Origin of the sequence: Roseivivax halotolerans (assembly GCF_900115815.1) — a bacterium.
Lineage (GTDB): Bacteria > Pseudomonadota > Alphaproteobacteria > Rhodobacterales > Rhodobacteraceae > Roseivivax > Roseivivax halotolerans.
Map to the genome: position 1 here is coordinate 330,794 of NZ_FOXV01000002.1, position 15,917 is coordinate 346,710.

Here is a 15,917-nt window from a genome sequence, read left to right on the forward strand (position 1 = left end):
TGAAAAGCTTCCCCGGAGCGCTGAGCCTTTGCTATTTTCGCAAAGAGGCCAGGAGGAGCCCCAGCCATGACAGCCCTTACCGATCCGCCTGTCGCGAAAGACGTGGCATTGGCGCGACTTTCGCTCGGTGACCTTGCCAAGATCCTCCGGGCAGGCTGGCGCGACTTTACGCGCGCGCCGCAATTTGGGCTTTTCTTTGCAGGGGTCTACGTCATCTCGGGCCTTGCACTCTGGGCACTCGTCGCGGGACTTTTCACCTGGACGCTCAGCTTCACGCTTGGCTTTCCGCTGGTCGCGCCCTTCCTCGCCGTGGGGCTCTACGAGGTGAGTCGCCGGATCGAGGCGGGCGCGGAGCTGAGCTTTCCAAGCGTGCTCGGCATCGTCTGGCGAGAGCGCACACGCCAGATTCCCTGGGCGGGCGCGGTGATCGTGATCTACTTCCTGTTCTGGTCGTTCTTCGCCCACATGCTCTTTGCGCTCATCATGGGACCCTCGGCGCTGATGGGACCGCCCGACGATCTCGCGACCTATCTGACCGGCGCAGGGCTTCGCATGCTCGCGGTCGAAGCGGCGTTCGGGGCGGCCTTCGCGCTTCTGCTCTTTGCGATGACGGCGATCAGCCTGCCGATGCTTCTCGACCGCGAACTCGATTTCGTGACCGCGATGCGCCTGTCCATCCGCGCCACACGCGAGAATTTCGCGGTCATGCTGGTCTGGGCGGCGCTGATCGCGGGGTTGACCTTCCTGGCGCTGCTGCCGTGGTTTCTGGGCCTTTTCGTCGTGCTGCCCGTTCTGGGCCACGCAAGCTGGCACCTCTATCGCCGCGTGATGCCGGTCTGACCGGCCAAACAAAAAGGCGCGCCCTGGGGCACGCCTTTGAGTTCGTCAAATGAAAGCCAAGCTCACGCCTCGGCGGAGGTGCGGGCTTTCATGATCTCTTTCTTGACCTTCAGCGCCGCGTCGGAGAGCTGGCTGTCCTTTGCCTTCTCCAGATAGCGGTCGAGACCGCCGCGGTGGTCGACCGTACGCAGAGCCGAGGACGAGATACGCAGCTTGATGCCACGGCCCAGCGTCTCGGATTGCAGGGTCACCTTGTTCAGGTTCGGCAGGTAGCGCCGCTTGGTCTTGTTGTTGGCGTGGCTGACATTGTTGCCAACCATCGGGCCTTTACCGGTCAGTTCGCACACGCGCGACATGGGTTCATCCTCGTCAATGTCAGGGCGAAAGAGCGGTGTTGCGACTTTCACCAAATGGAAAGGACGCCGCAGGGGCGGCGCCCGGAATCTTGTCGCGCTTCTTTAGGCAAGCGGAGAGGTGGCGTCAAGTCCCTCCGGGCCCGCGCTGCAGATAGGTCGTGAGCAAATCGTCTGCGGCCGCCGCCGCTGTCAGATCGCCTGCCTCGACCTGCCCTGCGAGCCGCTCCATCGCGCCCTTCACCGGCTCCCGGCGCAATGTCGACAGGAGCGCCTCGCGCACCTCCGCCTCGAACCAGTAGCGCGCCTGTGCCCGCCGCCGCGCATCCCAGTGCCCGGCCTCGCGCCGCCATTCGGCAAGCGTTGTCATCTCGTCCCAGGCCGTGTCGAGACCCGTCTCTTGCGCCGCAGAAACGGTCAGCGCCTTAGGGAACCCTTCGGGATCCTGCGGACGCTTGCGCAAAAGCCGGAGCGCCCCGGCATAATCGGCGCAGGTGCGGCTTGCCGTGGCCTTGAGATCGCCGTCCGCCTTGTTGATCAGGATGATGTCGGCCATCTCCATGATGCCGCGCTTGACGCCTTGCAGCTCGTCTCCGCCCGCAGGGGCCAGCAGCAGCACGAAAAGGTCCGACAACTCGGCCACCACCGTCTCGGACTGGCCGACGCCGACCGTCTCGATCAGGATCACGTCGAAATCCGCCGCTTCGCAGAGCTCGATCGCCTCGCGCGTCCGACGGGCGACGCCGCCGAGATGGCTCTGGCTGGGCGACGGGCGGATGAAGGCGTTCGGATCGCGCGAAAGCTGCTCCATCCGGGTCTTGTCCCCGAGGATCGAGCCGCCCGAGCGCGCCGAGGACGGGTCCACCGCCAGCACGGCGACCTTGAGGCCCTGTGCGGTCAGCATCAGACCGAAAGCCTCGATGAAGGTCGATTTGCCGACACCGGGCGTACCGGAGAGCCCGACGCGCAAAGCCTGCCGTCCGTGATCGGCATCCTTCAACGCTTGCAGAAGCGCGATGGCGTCGGCCCGGTGATCCGCGCGCCCGCTTTCGACAAGGGTGATCGCGCGGGCCAAGGCCCGCCGTTTGGACGACAGGATATCAGTGCTGAGCTCGTCGATATCCATGCCGCCTCTCGTCTTGGAACCGGCCCCGTTCTGGCCTCAGCCCCGCGATTTGTCCAGATCGCCGCAGACGGGGCAATCGGCCCGGCGTCTCAGCGCGATCTTCCGCGTCTCGCCCCAGAGCGCGTCGTAGATCATCATCTCGCCTCGCAACGGCGCGCCTGCATCAGTGGCGATCTTCACGGCTTCGACGGCCATCATCGCGCCAACGACACCCGGCAGCGGGCCGAGCACCCCGGCCTCCGCGCAGGAGGGCGCAAGGCCCGGCGCGGGCGCTTCGGGGAAGATGCACTCGTAGCACGGCGCATCGTTTGCCGGGTCGAAGACAGAGAGCTGTCCTTCCCATTGCGACAGTGCGCCGGAGATCAGCGGCAGGCCAGCTTTCACGGCTGCGCGGTTCGCAAGATAGCGCGTCTCAAAATTGTCCGTCCCGTCGAGGATAACGTCATAGTCGGCGAACAGCTCGCTGGCGATGTCCTCGGTCAGACGCCTCTGATAGGGTTTCACCGTGATATGCGGGTTCTGGGTAAGCATCGCCGCCTCGGCCGAGAAGACCTTCGGCATCCCGATATCGGCGTCCCGGTGGATCACCTGCCGCTGCAGGTTCGCGTTCTCGACGCTGTCATCGTCGATCACGCCGATCGTGCCGACACCGGCCGCCGCGAGATATTGCAAGGCTGGCGCGCCGAGGCCGCCTGCCCCGATCACGAGGACGCGCGCCTCTTTCAGCGCCTTCTGACCCGGACCGCCGATCTCGCGCAGCACGATGTGGCGGGCGTAGCGCTCAAGCTCGGTCGTGCTGAACGTGCCCTTGGGTTTCGCAGGCGCTTCCTCGGCCTCTTTCTCTTCGGCCTTCGCCCGCAAGCGTCCGAGCCCCTGGCGGTAGAGGAACACCAATACAGCCATGCCTCCGAAGATGAGCCAGGGCGCGGCAGAGCCACCGGTCGCTTCGCGCAAGGGATGGCCGTCCGGCAAGGCCACCTGCAGACCGAGCACTGCGACGTAGAGAAGGCCCAGCATGATGAGCCGCGCTTGCCGGGGCGTGCCCATGAGATGCCCGAGGCCCCATAGGGCGGCGGCCATGATCAGAACCAGCACCATCAGCCGCGCCCTGTCGAGCCGAAGCCGCCGTCACCGCGCGGTGTCTCGTCCAGCGTCTCGGTGAGAGCGAACGCGGCCTGCACCACCGGCGCGACGACAAGTTGCGCGATGCGGTCGCCGTGGCGGATCGTGTAGGGTTCGCGGCCGGCATTCATCACGATCACGCCGAGCGGCCCTCGATAATCGCAGTCGATCGTGCCGGGTGCGTTGGGCAGCGTGATCCCGTGCTTGAGCGCAAGTCCCGAGCGGGGGCGGATCTGCGCCTCGTAGCCGTCCGGAAGCGCGAGGCGGAAGCCCGTTGGCACGAGAACACGCGCGCCGGGTGCAAGCTCGACGCTGCGCCTATCCACGAGATTCGCGCGTAGATCCGCCCCGGCCGCGCCGGATGTCTCGTAGCGCGGCAGGCCCAGCGTCCGGTCCGCGCCCTCGTCCCACATGATGCTGACGCGCAACGGGCTCATGGCGTCGTCTCTCGGAAAATCCGCAAAACTCCTGCCCCTCACACTGCGTCCAGCGCCTGCGCGATCCGCGCGGCCAATTGCATCGCCACCTGGTCCTTGCTCATGCGCGGCCAACTCTCCGCGCCATCCTCAGTAATGAGGGTGACCGCGTTCTCGCTTCCGCCCATGATGCCCGTCGCGGGCGAGACATCGTTGGCGAGGATCCAGTCGCAGCCCTTGCGCGCACGCTTCGCGGTGGCATGCGCCTCGACATCGTCGGTTTCGGCGGCGAACCCCACGACAAGCGAGGGGCGTCCGTCGCCCATCTGCGAGATCTCCGCGAGAATGTCGGGATTTTCCGAGAACGTCAGGGTCGGCAGCCCGCCCTTCGTCTTCTTGATCTTCGAGGCGCTCTCTTCGGCCACGCGCCAATCGGCGACGGCAGCGGCCGCGATCATCGCATCGGCGGGCAGCGCCGACAGAACGGCCTCGCGCATCTGCCGGGCGGTCTCTACGCGCACCACCTCGACACCTTCGGGCGGCGGGATCGTGGCGGGGCCGGTCACGAAGACGACCTCGGCCCCCTGCCCCGCGAGCGCCCGCGCAATGGCGGTGCCTTGCGCGCCAGAAGAGCGGTTGGCGATGTAGCGCACGGGGTCTATGGGCTCGTGCGTCGGCCCGGAGGTCACGACGATGCGCCGCCCTGCCAGGGGCCCTGCCGCGAGCCGCGCTTCAATGGCGGCGACGATCTCCAAGGGCTCCGCCATCCGTCCCGGCCCGTATTCGCCGCAAGCCATGCCGCCCTCGTTGGGGCCGGTCACGTGCACGCCGTCCGAGACGAGTGTCGCGAGGTTGCGCTGCGTTGCGGGGTGATCCCACATCCGCACGTTCATCGCCGGCGCGATCAGCACGGGCGTGTCGGTCGCCAGAAGAAGCGTCGAGGCCAGATCGTCTGCGCGCCCCTGAGCCATTTTCGCCATCAGATCAGCCGTCGCGGGAGCCACGACCACGAGATCCGCGACCCGGCTGAGCTGGATATGACCCATCTCCGCCTCTTGCGTGAGATCGAACAGGTCCTGATGAACATCCGCCCCGGCCAGCGCCGCGACCGATAGAGGCGTGACGAATTCCGCACCGGCGCGCGTCAGAACCGGCGTCACGGCCGCACCGCGCTCGCGCAGGCGGCGGATTAGATCGAGGCTCTTGTAGGCCGCGATGCCCCCGCCAATGACCAGAAGAATTCGTTTTCCCTGAAGCATATCCGCCCCGACAAGCCGTTCTTTTTCAGGTCTAAAGACGCCTGCGCCCCGGCACAAGCGCCGCTCAGTGGAAGGCGGCGCAGGGATCGCCCCGGTCGACCGCAGGCGCGGTTTCGATCCGGTCGAAGCCTTCGGGCAAGGGCGGTGCGCCCTCCTCGGCCTGTCCAAGCGTTGCCATCCGCACATCGGGTGCGGCACGAGCGATGAGCGCGGGCGCCCCCCAATCGGGCCGGGCATGACCGTTCCCGGTGATGACGACGACCGGGCCGCCCTCTGCCTCGAGCGCATCGAGCGCCGCTTCCGCGATCTTCGCATCGCGAAGCCGCTGAATATCGACCATCACCGGCAGCATCTCTTCGGGCAGCGCGTCGCAATGCGCTTCGGCTTGCAGCGCCTGCCGGGCCTCCTGCTCGTCGGCGGGCAGCGGCTCGGGAAGACCGAACCGGTCAGCGCCCTGACCGAACGCCTCCACCATGCCGATTTCCGATGCCCGCCGCGCATCCTCGCGCGGAACAGCAGCGCCAAAAAACGCGGCCTCGGGCGCGGCGGCGAAGATCGGATAATACATCGTGAAATCCGGCCAGCCGCTTTCGGCCCAATCCAGCGCCTCGCCAAGCGCGGCCTCGTCGGCAACGAGCTCGGGCGTGATGCGGCTCGCCTGGTCCGGCGTGAGCATCTCGAAGACGAGCGCTGTCGGCGCAATCTCCGCCACGAGCTCCGCCTGACGCGCGTGATGTGCCGGATTGTCGTGCTGTTCGCCAAGAAACACCACGTCAGCTGACGCGAAATCGCCCCCGTCGGCAAGTGCGACAGGGGCGAGAGAGATCGCGGCAACCGCCAGTGACGTCAGGCGAGGAATGCTCTGACCTCGCGAGACTGGGTTTCCAGCGTCTTGCGCATCTTCTGGAAGGCGGCGGCTTCAAGCTGGCGGACGCGCTCTTTCGAAAGTCCAAGCTCGTTGCCGAGGCTTTCGAGCGTGCGGGTCTCTTCCTTGAGCTTGCGCTCGCGCACGATAAAGCGCTCCCGGTCGTTGAGCTGCTGCATGGCGATGACGAGCCATTCACGCAGTTGCTCGGTGTCGTGGGTATTTTCGACAAGCTCCGATGCCTGCGTGCTCTCGTCTTCCAGCGCATCGATCCATTCGCGGCCCTCATCCTCGACGGACTGGGTGGCGTTGAGCGAGTAGTCGGATCCCGAAAGACGCCCTTCCATCATTTCGACATCGTGCAGCGGCACGCCGATCTCGGTCGAGATCATCTGGCGCAGCTGATGGCGGTCGAGGCTCGCACCATTGGCGGCCGCTTCGCGCTCGATCCGTGCTTGCACACGGCGCATGTTGAAGAAGAGTGATTTCTGCGAGGAGGTCGACCCGGTGCGGACCATCGACCAGTTCCGCATCACGTAATCCTGGATCGAGGCCTTGATCCACCAGACCGCGTAGGTCGAAAAGCGAACACCGCGGTCCGGATCGAACTTGTCGGCGGCCTTCATGAGGCCAAGCCCGGCTTCCTGGATGAGATCGTTCATCGGCGCGCCGTACCGCTTGAATTTGGCTGCCATGGAAATGGCGAGACGCATGTAGGCCGTGATAAGACGGTGAAGCGCCGCTTCGTCCCGTTCATCGCGCCACGCATAGGCAAGCTTCAATTCGGTTTCGGCATCCAGCAGCTCGGCCTTCATTGCCCGCCGTGACAAGGTCTGATCGTTGAATGCGTCTAGAGCCATCTTCACTCCCCAGTGAAAAACTACAGGTCATTTTTGAGGGACGTCTAGACCTGCTTACGGGGGCTGAACGCCTCTGGATCGGAATCGGTTTCAAAAAAATTTCGCGCGATACTGGAAATCGGGCAATGATCGCTTAGGCGCACAACGGTATACCTTCTTAATGCTTCGCTAACCTTGTTGGCCGAAGGCTTTCGCTATCGTCAGATGCGGAGCCTCAGGCATGGTCGCCGTCGCCTATACCGTCGCCTTCGAGGGCGTCTCGGCCCGCATGGTCGAGGTGCAATGCGCCGTGTCGCCCGGGATGCCCGCCTTCGCCATCGTGGGCCTGCCCGACAAGGCGGTGTCAGAGGCGCGAGACAGGGTCCGCACGGCGCTCTCGTCCCTGTCGATCGCGCTCCCCTCCAAGCGGATCACGATCAATCTGTCACCCGCGGATCTGCCGAAGGAAGGATCGCATTTCGACCTGCCGATCGCGATGAGCCTTCTCGCAGCGCTCGATATCGTGCCTAGGGACGCGGTCGCCGGACACGTGGCGCTCGGGGAATTGTCGCTGAACGGGGCACTGGTGCCGGTTGCAGGTGCGCTCCCCGCTGCGCTGGCTGCCGCCGAGGAGGCGCGCGGGCTTGTCTGTCCGGACGGCTGCGGCGCGGAGGCCGCCTGGGTCGATGCGTGCCAGGTGATCGGCGCGGAGTCCTTGTTGCAGCTCGTGCAGCATTTCACCGGTCAATCGCCCCTTGCACCTGCAAGACCCGGAGAGGTCACCGCCGCACGCGGCGCGCGCGATCTCAACGAGGTGAAGGGGCAGGAAAAGGCGAAACGCGCGCTCGAAATCGCCGCGGCGGGCCGTCACCATTTGATGCTGATCGGCACTCCGGGATCGGGCAAGTCGATGTTGGCGGCCCGGCTGCCGGGACTCTTGCCGCCGCTCTCGCCGATGGAGGCGCTCGAAACCTCGATGATCCATTCGCTGGCAGGGCTTCTTGATGAAGGCGGCATATCGCGCGAGCGGCCGTTCCGCGCACCGCATCATACCGCCTCGATGCCCGCGATCGTCGGCGGCGGTCGGCGCGCCCAGCCGGGCGAGATCAGCCTCGCGCATAATGGGGTCTTGTTCATGGACGAATTCCCGGAATTTCCGCGCACCGTGCTCGAAACCTTGCGCCAACCGATCGAAACGGGCGAGGTCATGGTCGCGCGGGCCAATGCCCATGTGACCTATCCGTGCCGGTTCCTGTTGATCGCAGCCGCCAATCCCTGCCGCTGCGGCTACCTGCCCGACGCCGAACGCGCCTGCGCGCGCGCCCAATTGCGGGGAAGACTATCTGGGGCGGATATCGGGGCCGCTGATGGACCGGTTCGACCTGCGGATCGAGGTGCCGCCGGTTGCGTTTACCGATCTCGATGCGCCATCTGGGGGCGACAGCTCCTTGGTCGTGGCCGACCGCGTCGCCGCGGCGCGCGCGGTGCAAGCGGCCCGTTTCGGCGAGAAGAGTGCGTGCCGCACCAATGCCGATGCGGAGGGACGCCAACTCGATGAGATCGCGCCGCTCGACAGCGAATGCCGCGGCCTCATCATCTGCGCCGCCGAGCGGTTGAGCCTCTCCGCCCGCGGCTACCACCGGACCTTGCGCGTTGCGCGCACCATCGCGGACCTCGAGGGCAGCGCGGACATCCGCCGCCCGCACCTTGCCGAGGCGCTGAGCTACCGGCTTCTGTCGGCGAAGGAGGCCTGAACGAACTCTGCCGTGCGGACAAGGCTTTCCCGCGCTTCGGGCAAGTAGCCATCGAAGAGCTGCCAGACATGCGGCATCTCAGGGACAACATCCTCGCTCACCACGCCGCCGAAGTCTCGCAGCCGCTCCGCCAACCGGTGGCTGTCGTCCCGCAGGATCTCGTGCTCGCCATATTGCAGGAAGACCGGCGGGCAGCCGGGATACGTGGCATAAAGCGGCGAGGCGTGCGGATCGCGGGGATCGTGGTCCCCCAGATAAAGCTCGACGACCTCGGCCATCCGCGTCACCGGCAAAACGGGATCGACCTCGGCATTCAGCTCGAGGCTTTCGCCTGTCAGCGCAAGATCGGTCCAGGGTGAAAAGGCAAAGGCGGCGGCAGGCGGCGTGCCCTCCTCGCACAGCGCCGCAAGCAGCGCCATCGCGAGACCGCCTCCCGCCGAATCGCCCCCGAGCACAATGTCCTGCGGTCTGTAACCGAGATCGGCAAGCCGGTCCCACGCTGCGCGCGCATCCTCGAAGGCAGCGGGAAACCGATGCTCCGGCGCGAGGCGGTAGCTGACGGCGCAGACCTCGACGCCGGTCATCTGCGACAAAAGACCGAGCGGGCCGAGATAGCCCTCGACGCTGCCCGAGATATAGGCGCCGCCGTGAAAATAGAGGATCGCCGCATTCGGCAGGCACGGTCCGGTATTGATCCAGGTCAGCCCGCCGGGGCGGTGCCAGTAACGCAAATAGGGCGGGTGCCGCAGCACGTAAGGCAAAAGGTCGACCTGGGCGGCATGGCGCGGATCGAAGACATGCTTCAGGAACGGCTTCAAGAGGTACCGAAGCGGCCCCGAGATGATCCGCGACTGCCAGCTCATGCGCGGCGGGCTTCGATCGCCTCCCAGATGCGGGCGGCGATGTTGACGTTGTCGAAGCGTTCGAGCTCCTGCAGCCCGGTCGGCGAAGTCACGTTGATCTCTGTCAGGTAGTCGCCGATCACGTCGATGCCTACGAAGATCTGGCCCTTCTCGCGCAGGCGCGGGCCGATCGTCGCGCATATCTCGCGGTCGCGCTCGGTCAGCGCGACCTTTTCGGGCCGGCCGCCCACATGCATGTTGGAGCGCACCTCGCCTTCGGCCGGCACGCGGTTGATCGCGCCCACGGCCTCGCCGTCGACCAGGATGATGCGCTTGTCGCCCTTGGAGACCGCGGGCAGGAATTTCTGCGCGATCAGCGGCTCGCGCGAGAAGCCGGTAAACATCTCGTGCAGCGACGACAGGTTCCGGTCCTCGGCACCGAGCTTGAAGATCCCCGCCCCACCATTGCCGTAGAGCGGTTTCAGAATGATGTCGCCATGTCGTTCCCGGAACGCCTTGAGCGTGGCGAGATCCCGCGCGATCGTCGTCGGCGGCGTGAGTTCGGGGAAGTCGAGGACCAGCAGCTTCTCGGGAAAGTTCCGCACCCAGAAGGGATCGTTCACCACGAGCGTCGTCTTCGACAGCCGATCCAGAAGATGCGTCGTGGTGATGTAGTGCATATCGAATGGCGGATCCTGGCGCAGCCAGACCACGTCGAAATCAGCGAGATCCACATGGGTCATCTCACCAAGGTCGGCATGATTGCCGACGTCGCGCCGCACGGAGAGGGGTCTGCCGCGCGCGGTAATCCGACCTTCCTCGTAAGCCAGCGCATCGGGCAGGTAGTAGAACAGCGAATGGCCGCGCGCCTGCGCCTCCTCCGCGATGCGAAACGTGGAATCGGCGTTGATGTCGATGGGCCCGATCGGGTCCATCTGGATGGCGACTTTCATGTTGGCACTCCCGGGCGCGGTCGGTCTGTTGCGCCAAGAGATGCGTCAAAGCCGGGGCGGGGGCAATGGCGAGGCTGGATTTCATGCCTCGGAGCGGCGAACCTCCGATCCATGTAGGCTAGGCCGCCGTCGCCGCTTAGCGGTCGTGGGACGCGTCTGTCTTCGGCCAGACCTTGCGACCCGCCTCAGGCCATCAACGCGTTTTCCAGAATACGAATCTCGCCGAACCCGTTCACCAGCGCGACATCGACGCGCATCTCGGTCAGAAGACCGTTCGGCTGGCTTCCTGCGAATTCTTCGCCCGCGCGGCAGATCCGTGCGGCCTGACGTGGCGAGAGTGCCTCTGCGGCGCGGTCGAAGGAGCGGCTTTTCTTGACCTCGACGAAAACGAGCCCAGGACCATCGGCAAGAACCAGATCTATTTCGCCGCATCTCCCGCGCCAGCGCGTCGCAAGAGGCCGATAGCCGCGAGCGGCATAATCCGCCGCGACCTGCGCCTCGGCCGACAGGCCCGCCTGATAAGCGAGCGCGCCGGTTGCGGGTGATGCAAAGCTCATTCCCTCAGTTCCTTCGCAAGCATCATGGCCTCCTGGTAGACGGGCCGCTTCTTCACACCGAGCATCTGTGCGACATAATCGGCCGCATCGCGCACCGACATCGTCTGCAACGCCTCCTCGAGCGCCCTTGTTACGTCCGATCCGCTAACATTTTCCAAACGCCCGCGGTCGATCAGCACCACGACCTCGCCACGCGCAGCTGAATTTTCGTAAAATTCAGCAAGCTCGCCCAACGACCCGCGCCGCACCTCCTCGAATTTCTTCGTCAGCTCCCGCGCGACCGCCCCCTGCCGCTCCGCCCCGAGCGCCGCTTCGGCATCACGCAGCATCGCCGCCAGACGCCGGGGCGATTCGTAGAAGACCAAAGTCGCCGGAACCCCGGCGAGCTCTTCGAGCGTGCGCCGCCGTGCGGATTGCTGGTTCGGCAGGAATCCCGCGAAGAGGAACCGGTCCGTCGGCAGCCCCGCCAGCGTCAGCGCCGTCACGACGGCCGCTGCGCCGGGCGCGCTCGTGACGGGATGCCCGGCCTCCGTCGCGGCCCGCGCCAGGTCGAAGCCGGGATCCGAAATCATGGGCGTGCCCGCTTCTGAGGCATAGGCCACCGATTTGCCTTCCGCCATCGCCGCAAGGATCTGCGGACGCATCTTCGCGCCGTTATGCTCGTGATACGCGAGCACCGGACGTCCGCCAAGCGAGATACCGTGAATTTCCAGAAGCTTGCGTAGCGAGCGCGTGTCCTCCGCCGCGAGCACGTCCGCGCTCGACAGCACGTCCAGGGCGCGCAGCGTGATGTCGCGGGCATTGCCTATCGGCGTTGCGACAAGGGTCAGACCCGGCGGAAGGCTGCTCTCATGCTGTTTCATGGTTGGACCCGTTAACCCGCTGTTCTAAGCTCGCGACAAAGCGGCGCAGGCCCGACCGGCGCGCCGACCGAACCACCGATAAGGATCGAGGGAGCCCGATACAATGTTTGCCCTGTTTACCGCCGCTCGCAAGGCGCTTCGCAAAACCGCGCTGGTCGCGGGCCTGACAGCGCTTGCCGCCTGCGACGCCACCTCCATCGGCTCCCTGACGCCTGGCGCTGGCGGCGGACGGATCGACGCATCCGAGCCTGTGCCCGTGGCCCTTTTGCTGCCTCGTTCGGATGCCAATGCCGGGTCGATCCCGCGCGATCTGGAAAACGCGGCTCGCCTTGCCATCCAGAGCCTCGACGGCGTGTCGGTTGATCTGCGCGTCTACGACACGGCCGGTCAGCCTGCAACCGCCTCCGCCGTTGCACAGCAGGCCGTCGACGAGGGCGCGGTGGTGATTCTCGGCCCGCTCTACGGCGAAGCGGCGAATGCCGCAGCGATCGCGGTCGCCGACGAGGGCGTCAACGTTCTCAGTTTCTCCAACAACCCGACCATCGCGGGCGGCAACCTGTTCATCCTCGGCCAGACATTCCAGAACACCGCGAGCCGGCTTGTCAGCTACGGCGCGCGCCAGGGCCAGACCGACATCGCCGTGCTGTTCCAGGACAACATCGCCGGGCAGATCGGCCGCAACGCGGTGCAATCCGCGGCCTCCGCCAATGGCGCCCGCGTCGTCGCCTCGGAAGGCTACCAGCTCAACACCGAGAGCCTGACCTCCGCGATCGGGCGCATCTCGCCGCTGGTCGATGCCGGGGAGGCCGACACGCTGATGCTGACCGATAGCTGGGAGGGCGGCCTCTCGGTCGTACTGCAGCTGGCGCCCGAGCAGGGCATCTCGCCCGCCTCTACGCAGTACATGGGACTGACGCGCTGGGATTCGCGTCCCGACGGCTTCCAGCTTCCGGGGATCGAGGGGGCATGGTTCACCCTGCCCAACCGCTCCGCGCTCTCGGCCTTCGAGGGTCGGTATGCCGCGGCCTATGGTGGCTCTCCGCACCCGCTCGCCCCGCTCGCCTTCGACGGGATCAATGCGATCGGCTCGCTCGTCAGCCGCGGCAGCGGCATCGACCGGGCTGCGCTGACGCAGGGCGCTGGCTTCCAGGGCGCGACGGGTGTATTCCGCTTCCTGGCCAACGGGACCAATGAACGCGGTCTCGCCATTGCCACGGTGCAGAACCAGCAGGTGACGATCATTGACCCCGCCCCCCGCTCCTTCGGCGGTGCCGGTTTCTGAGGAAACCAGCCCGGACACGACCACCACGCCCGACCTCATCGCGCCTTCGGACGAGATCTTCGACCGGGGGCGCGTTCGCGAGCGGTTGTGGGAAGACCTTGGCGATGCGACCGGCGAGCGCGCCGTGCGCGAGATCGTCGTCCGCCATTTGAGCGCGGCGCGGGATGCCGGGCGCGACCGGATCGCCGAGGCATTCCGGACGTCCCCGTTCAAGTCTCCCCAGGTCACGCGCGCCTATACCTATATCACCGACTGCCTCATCGCGCTGACGTTCGAAGTCGCGACAGAGAAGCTGCACCGGATGCCCAACCCGACCGAGGGCCAGCGCATCGCCGTCATGGCCGTGGGCGGATACGGGCGGGGCGAGATGGCCCCCTTCTCGGATGTCGATCTGCTGTTCCTGACGCCCTACAAGATCACCGGCTGGGCCGAGAGCGTCATCGAATCGATGCTCTACGTGCTGTGGGATCTGAAGCTCAAGGTCGGTCACGCCTCGCGCACGGTTAAGGATTGCCTGCGCCTCGGCGCCGAGGATTACACGATCCGCACCGCGATGCTCGAATGCCGCTACCTGACGGGCCACCGGGCCCTCGCCCGCGAGCTGGAAGAGCGGCTTCGGAGCGATCTCTTCGAAGGCACCGAGGCGGACTTCGTGCAAGCCAAGCTCGAGGAGCGCGAGAGCCGGCACGAAAAGCAAGGCGGCCAGCGCTACGTCGTCGAGCCGAACGTGAAAGAGGGCAAGGGCGGTCTAAGGGATCTGCAATCGCTCTACTGGATCCTCAAATACGTCCACCATACCGACAATCCCGAAGAGCTTGTGGCCAAGGGCGTCTTCCGCCCCGAGGAGTACCGCACTTTCCGCGAGGCCCAGGCGTTCCTCTGGGCCGTGCGCTGCCACCTGCATCTTCTTGCGGGCCGCGGGATGGAAAACCTGACCTTCGACATGCAGGTCGAGGTCGCCGAGCGCATGGGCTTTTCCGATCGCGGCGGCCGGCGCGGCGTCGAGATCTTCATGCAGACCTATTTCCGGCACGCGGTGGCGGTGGGCGACCTCACGCGCATCGTCCTGACCTCGCTCGAGGCGGATCAGAAGAAGGAGGCGCCGCTCCTCGTGCGCCTCTTCACCCGCGCGCCCAAGGTCCGCAGCGGATACCAGGTCACGAACGGACGGCTCGCCATCGCCGATGACGCGACCTTCCTTTCGGACAAGATCAACATCCTCAGGATTTACGAGGAGGCGCTCCGCACCGGCCTGTTGATCCACCCCGACGCGATGCGTCTCATCCAGGCCAACCTGCACCTTATCGACGAGGACATGCGTCGTTCGAAGGAGGCGCAACGGATCTTCCTCGACCTGATGCTGAAGCACGGCAACCCCGACCGCGCGCTGAGGCGGATGAACGAGCTCGGCGTCCTTTCGGCGTTCATTCCCGAATTCGAACCCATCGTCGCGATGATGCAATTCAACATGTATCACAGCTACACGGTCGACGAGCATACCATCCAGTGCATCTGGCACCTCTCGGAGATCGAGCAGGAAAACCTTGTCGAGGAGCTGCCTGTCGCCTCCACCATCCTGCGCGAAGGCGTGAACCGCCGGGTCCTCTACGTCGCTCTGCTTCTGCACGATATCGGCAAGGGCCGCGACGAGGATCATTCGGTGCTCGGCGCGAAGATCGCCCGCGTCGTCGCGCCCCGGCTCGGGCTCAACAAGGCCGAATGCGCCACCGTCGAATGGCTGATCCGCCATCACCTTCTGATGTCCGACATGGCGCAGAAGCGCGACATCGCCGATCCGCGCACGGTGCGCGACTTCGCCAAGGCGGTTCAGACGAAAGAGCGGCTCGATCTGCTTTGCGTGCTCACCGTCTGTGACATCCGCGGCGTCGGGCCCAATGTCTGGAACAACTGGAAGGCCGCGCTCCTGCGCGCGCTCTACCGGCAGACGCACCGCGTCCTCGAGGACGGGATGGAGGCGATCACCCGCGAGAATCGCAGCGTCGAGGCCAAGAAGCTCCTGCGCGAGCGGCTGGATCACTGGGACAAGAAAGACCTGCGCGCGGAAACGAGCCGCCACTACGAGACCTATTGGCAGGGCCTGCACGTCACCGCACACGTGGTCTTCGCCGAGCTTCTGAAGGATATCGGCACCGACGAGATCCGGATCGACATCCATCCCGACGAGGATCGAGACGCGACCCGCGTGTGTTTCGCGCTGGTTGACCATCCCGGCATCTTCGCCCGGCTCGCGGGTGCCCTGGCACTGGTCGGCGCGAACGTGGTGGATGCGCGGACCTATACTTCCAAGGACGGGTTCGCGACGGCGGTGTTCTGGGTGCAGGATTCCGAGGGGCATCCCTACGAGGCCGCGCGCCTGCCGCGTCTGCGCTCGATGATCGACAAGACGCTCAAAGGCGAGGTCGTGGCCCGCGAAGCGATCAAGTCGAAGGACAAGATCAAGAAACGCGAGCGCGCCTTCAAGGTCGCGACCTCGATCACCTTCGACAATGACGGCTCGGAGATCTACACGATCATCGAGGTCGACACCCGCGACCGCCCCGGTCTTCTTTATGACCTCGCGCGCACATTGTCGGAATCGAACATCTACATCGCCAGCGCCGTGATCGCGACCTATGGCGAGCAGGTCGTGGACAGCTTCTACGTCAAGGACATGTTCGGGCTGAAATTCTACACGCCGTCCAAGCAGAAGGTGATCGAGCGCCGCTTGCGGCAGGCGATCGAGGACGGCGCCAGGCGGGCTGCCGAATAGGCAAAGTTGACAGACGAAGGCCGTGCCAGCGCGTTGCGACTTGGGCCGCGCGGCAGGCCCGCCTATCCTCGCAAGG

14 protein-coding genes and 1 pseudogene are annotated in these 15,917 nt (G+C 65.7%); 4 read left to right on the plus strand and 11 right to left on the minus strand.

All coding sequences use genetic code 11. The annotated features are described in order from the left end of the window. Positions 1-66 precede the first annotated feature (66 nt). Positions 67-840: a DUF2189 domain-containing protein gene (locus BM171_RS04580; RefSeq protein WP_093009639.1), complete on the plus strand. Its 774-nt coding sequence runs from the start codon at positions 67-69 to the stop codon at positions 838-840. Between the two features lie 62 nt (positions 841-902). Here the strand turns inward: BM171_RS04580 and rpmB are convergent, their stop codons facing one another. The 7 genes from rpmB to BM171_RS04615 form a co-directional block, all read right to left on the minus strand. Beyond that, on the minus strand, positions 903-1,196 hold the full coding sequence (rpmB, locus tag BM171_RS04585) for a 50S ribosomal protein L28 (protein WP_093009640.1): 294 nt from the start codon (positions 1,194-1,196) through the stop codon (positions 903-905). A gap of 124 nt (positions 1,197-1,320) precedes the next feature. Continuing rightward, positions 1,321-2,319 (minus strand): methylmalonyl Co-A mutase-associated GTPase MeaB, encoded by a 999-nt coding sequence (meaB, locus tag BM171_RS04590; protein WP_093009641.1) that lies wholly within the window; start codon positions 2,317-2,319, stop codon positions 1,321-1,323. Positions 2,320-2,355: 36 nt separating this feature from the next. Beyond that, on the minus strand, positions 2,356-3,417 hold the full coding sequence (locus tag BM171_RS04595; RefSeq protein ID WP_093009642.1) for a HesA/MoeB/ThiF family protein: 1,062 nt from the start codon (positions 3,415-3,417) through the stop codon (positions 2,356-2,358). After that, positions 3,417-3,878 (minus strand): dUTP diphosphatase, encoded by a 462-nt coding sequence (gene dut / locus BM171_RS04600; protein WP_093009643.1) that lies wholly within the window; start codon positions 3,876-3,878, stop codon positions 3,417-3,419. Before dut ends, BM171_RS04595 begins: the two co-directional genes overlap by 1 nt. 38 nt (positions 3,879-3,916) lie before the next feature. Then, the gene (gene coaBC, locus BM171_RS04605) at positions 3,917-5,116 is read right to left on the minus strand and encodes a bifunctional phosphopantothenoylcysteine decarboxylase/phosphopantothenate--cysteine ligase CoaBC (RefSeq protein ID WP_093009644.1); all 1,200 of its coding nucleotides are present in this window, start codon (positions 5,114-5,116) and stop codon (positions 3,917-3,919) included. Positions 5,117-5,180: 64 nt separating this feature from the next. Continuing rightward, complete coding sequence (locus tag BM171_RS04610) at positions 5,181-5,975, minus strand: ChaN family lipoprotein (protein WP_093009645.1); 795 nt, start codon at positions 5,973-5,975, stop codon at positions 5,181-5,183. Continuing rightward, positions 5,963-6,841, minus strand: a complete 879-nt coding sequence (locus BM171_RS04615) for an RNA polymerase factor sigma-32 (protein ID WP_093009646.1) — start codon at positions 6,839-6,841, stop codon at positions 5,963-5,965. Before BM171_RS04615 ends, BM171_RS04610 begins: the two co-directional genes overlap by 13 nt. Before the next feature lie 220 nt (positions 6,842-7,061). Between BM171_RS04615 and BM171_RS04620 the strand changes: the two are divergent. After that, a pseudogene (locus BM171_RS04620) lies at positions 7,062-8,574 on the plus strand (YifB family Mg chelatase-like AAA ATPase). Here the strand turns inward: BM171_RS04620 and BM171_RS04625 are convergent. The 4 genes from BM171_RS04625 to rsmI form a co-directional block, all read right to left on the minus strand. Continuing rightward, positions 8,544-9,437: an alpha/beta hydrolase gene (locus tag BM171_RS04625; protein WP_093009647.1), complete on the minus strand. Its 894-nt coding sequence runs from the start codon at positions 9,435-9,437 to the stop codon at positions 8,544-8,546. The pseudogene BM171_RS04620 and the gene BM171_RS04625 sit on opposite strands and share 31 nt — an antisense overlap. Beyond that, positions 9,434-10,369 (minus strand): glutathione synthase, encoded by a 936-nt coding sequence (gshB, locus tag BM171_RS04630; RefSeq protein WP_093009648.1) that lies wholly within the window; start codon positions 10,367-10,369, stop codon positions 9,434-9,436. The genes BM171_RS04625 and gshB overlap by 4 nt, the downstream gene beginning before the upstream one ends. 185 nt (positions 10,370-10,554) lie before the next feature. Beyond that, on the minus strand, positions 10,555-10,926 hold the full coding sequence (locus BM171_RS04635) for a YraN family protein (RefSeq protein ID WP_093009649.1): 372 nt from the start codon (positions 10,924-10,926) through the stop codon (positions 10,555-10,557). Further along, a complete protein-coding gene (gene rsmI, locus BM171_RS04640; RefSeq protein ID WP_093009650.1) occupies positions 10,923-11,789 on the minus strand; it encodes a 16S rRNA (cytidine(1402)-2'-O)-methyltransferase in 867 nt (288 codons plus the stop codon). The genes BM171_RS04635 and rsmI overlap by 4 nt, the downstream gene beginning before the upstream one ends. A gap of 103 nt (positions 11,790-11,892) precedes the next feature. On the opposite strand from rsmI, the gene BM171_RS04645 reads away from it, so the two are divergent. Beyond that, positions 11,893-13,071 carry a penicillin-binding protein activator gene (locus BM171_RS04645; RefSeq protein WP_093009651.1) on the plus strand — a complete coding sequence of 393 codons (1,179 nt, stop codon included), beginning with the start codon at positions 11,893-11,895 and terminating at the stop codon, positions 13,069-13,071. Beyond that, entirely contained in the window at positions 13,031-15,841 is a 2,811-nt protein-coding gene (locus tag BM171_RS04650; protein WP_093009652.1) for a [protein-PII] uridylyltransferase, read from the plus strand. Before BM171_RS04645 ends, BM171_RS04650 begins: the two co-directional genes overlap by 41 nt. Positions 15,842-15,917 lie beyond the last annotated feature (76 nt).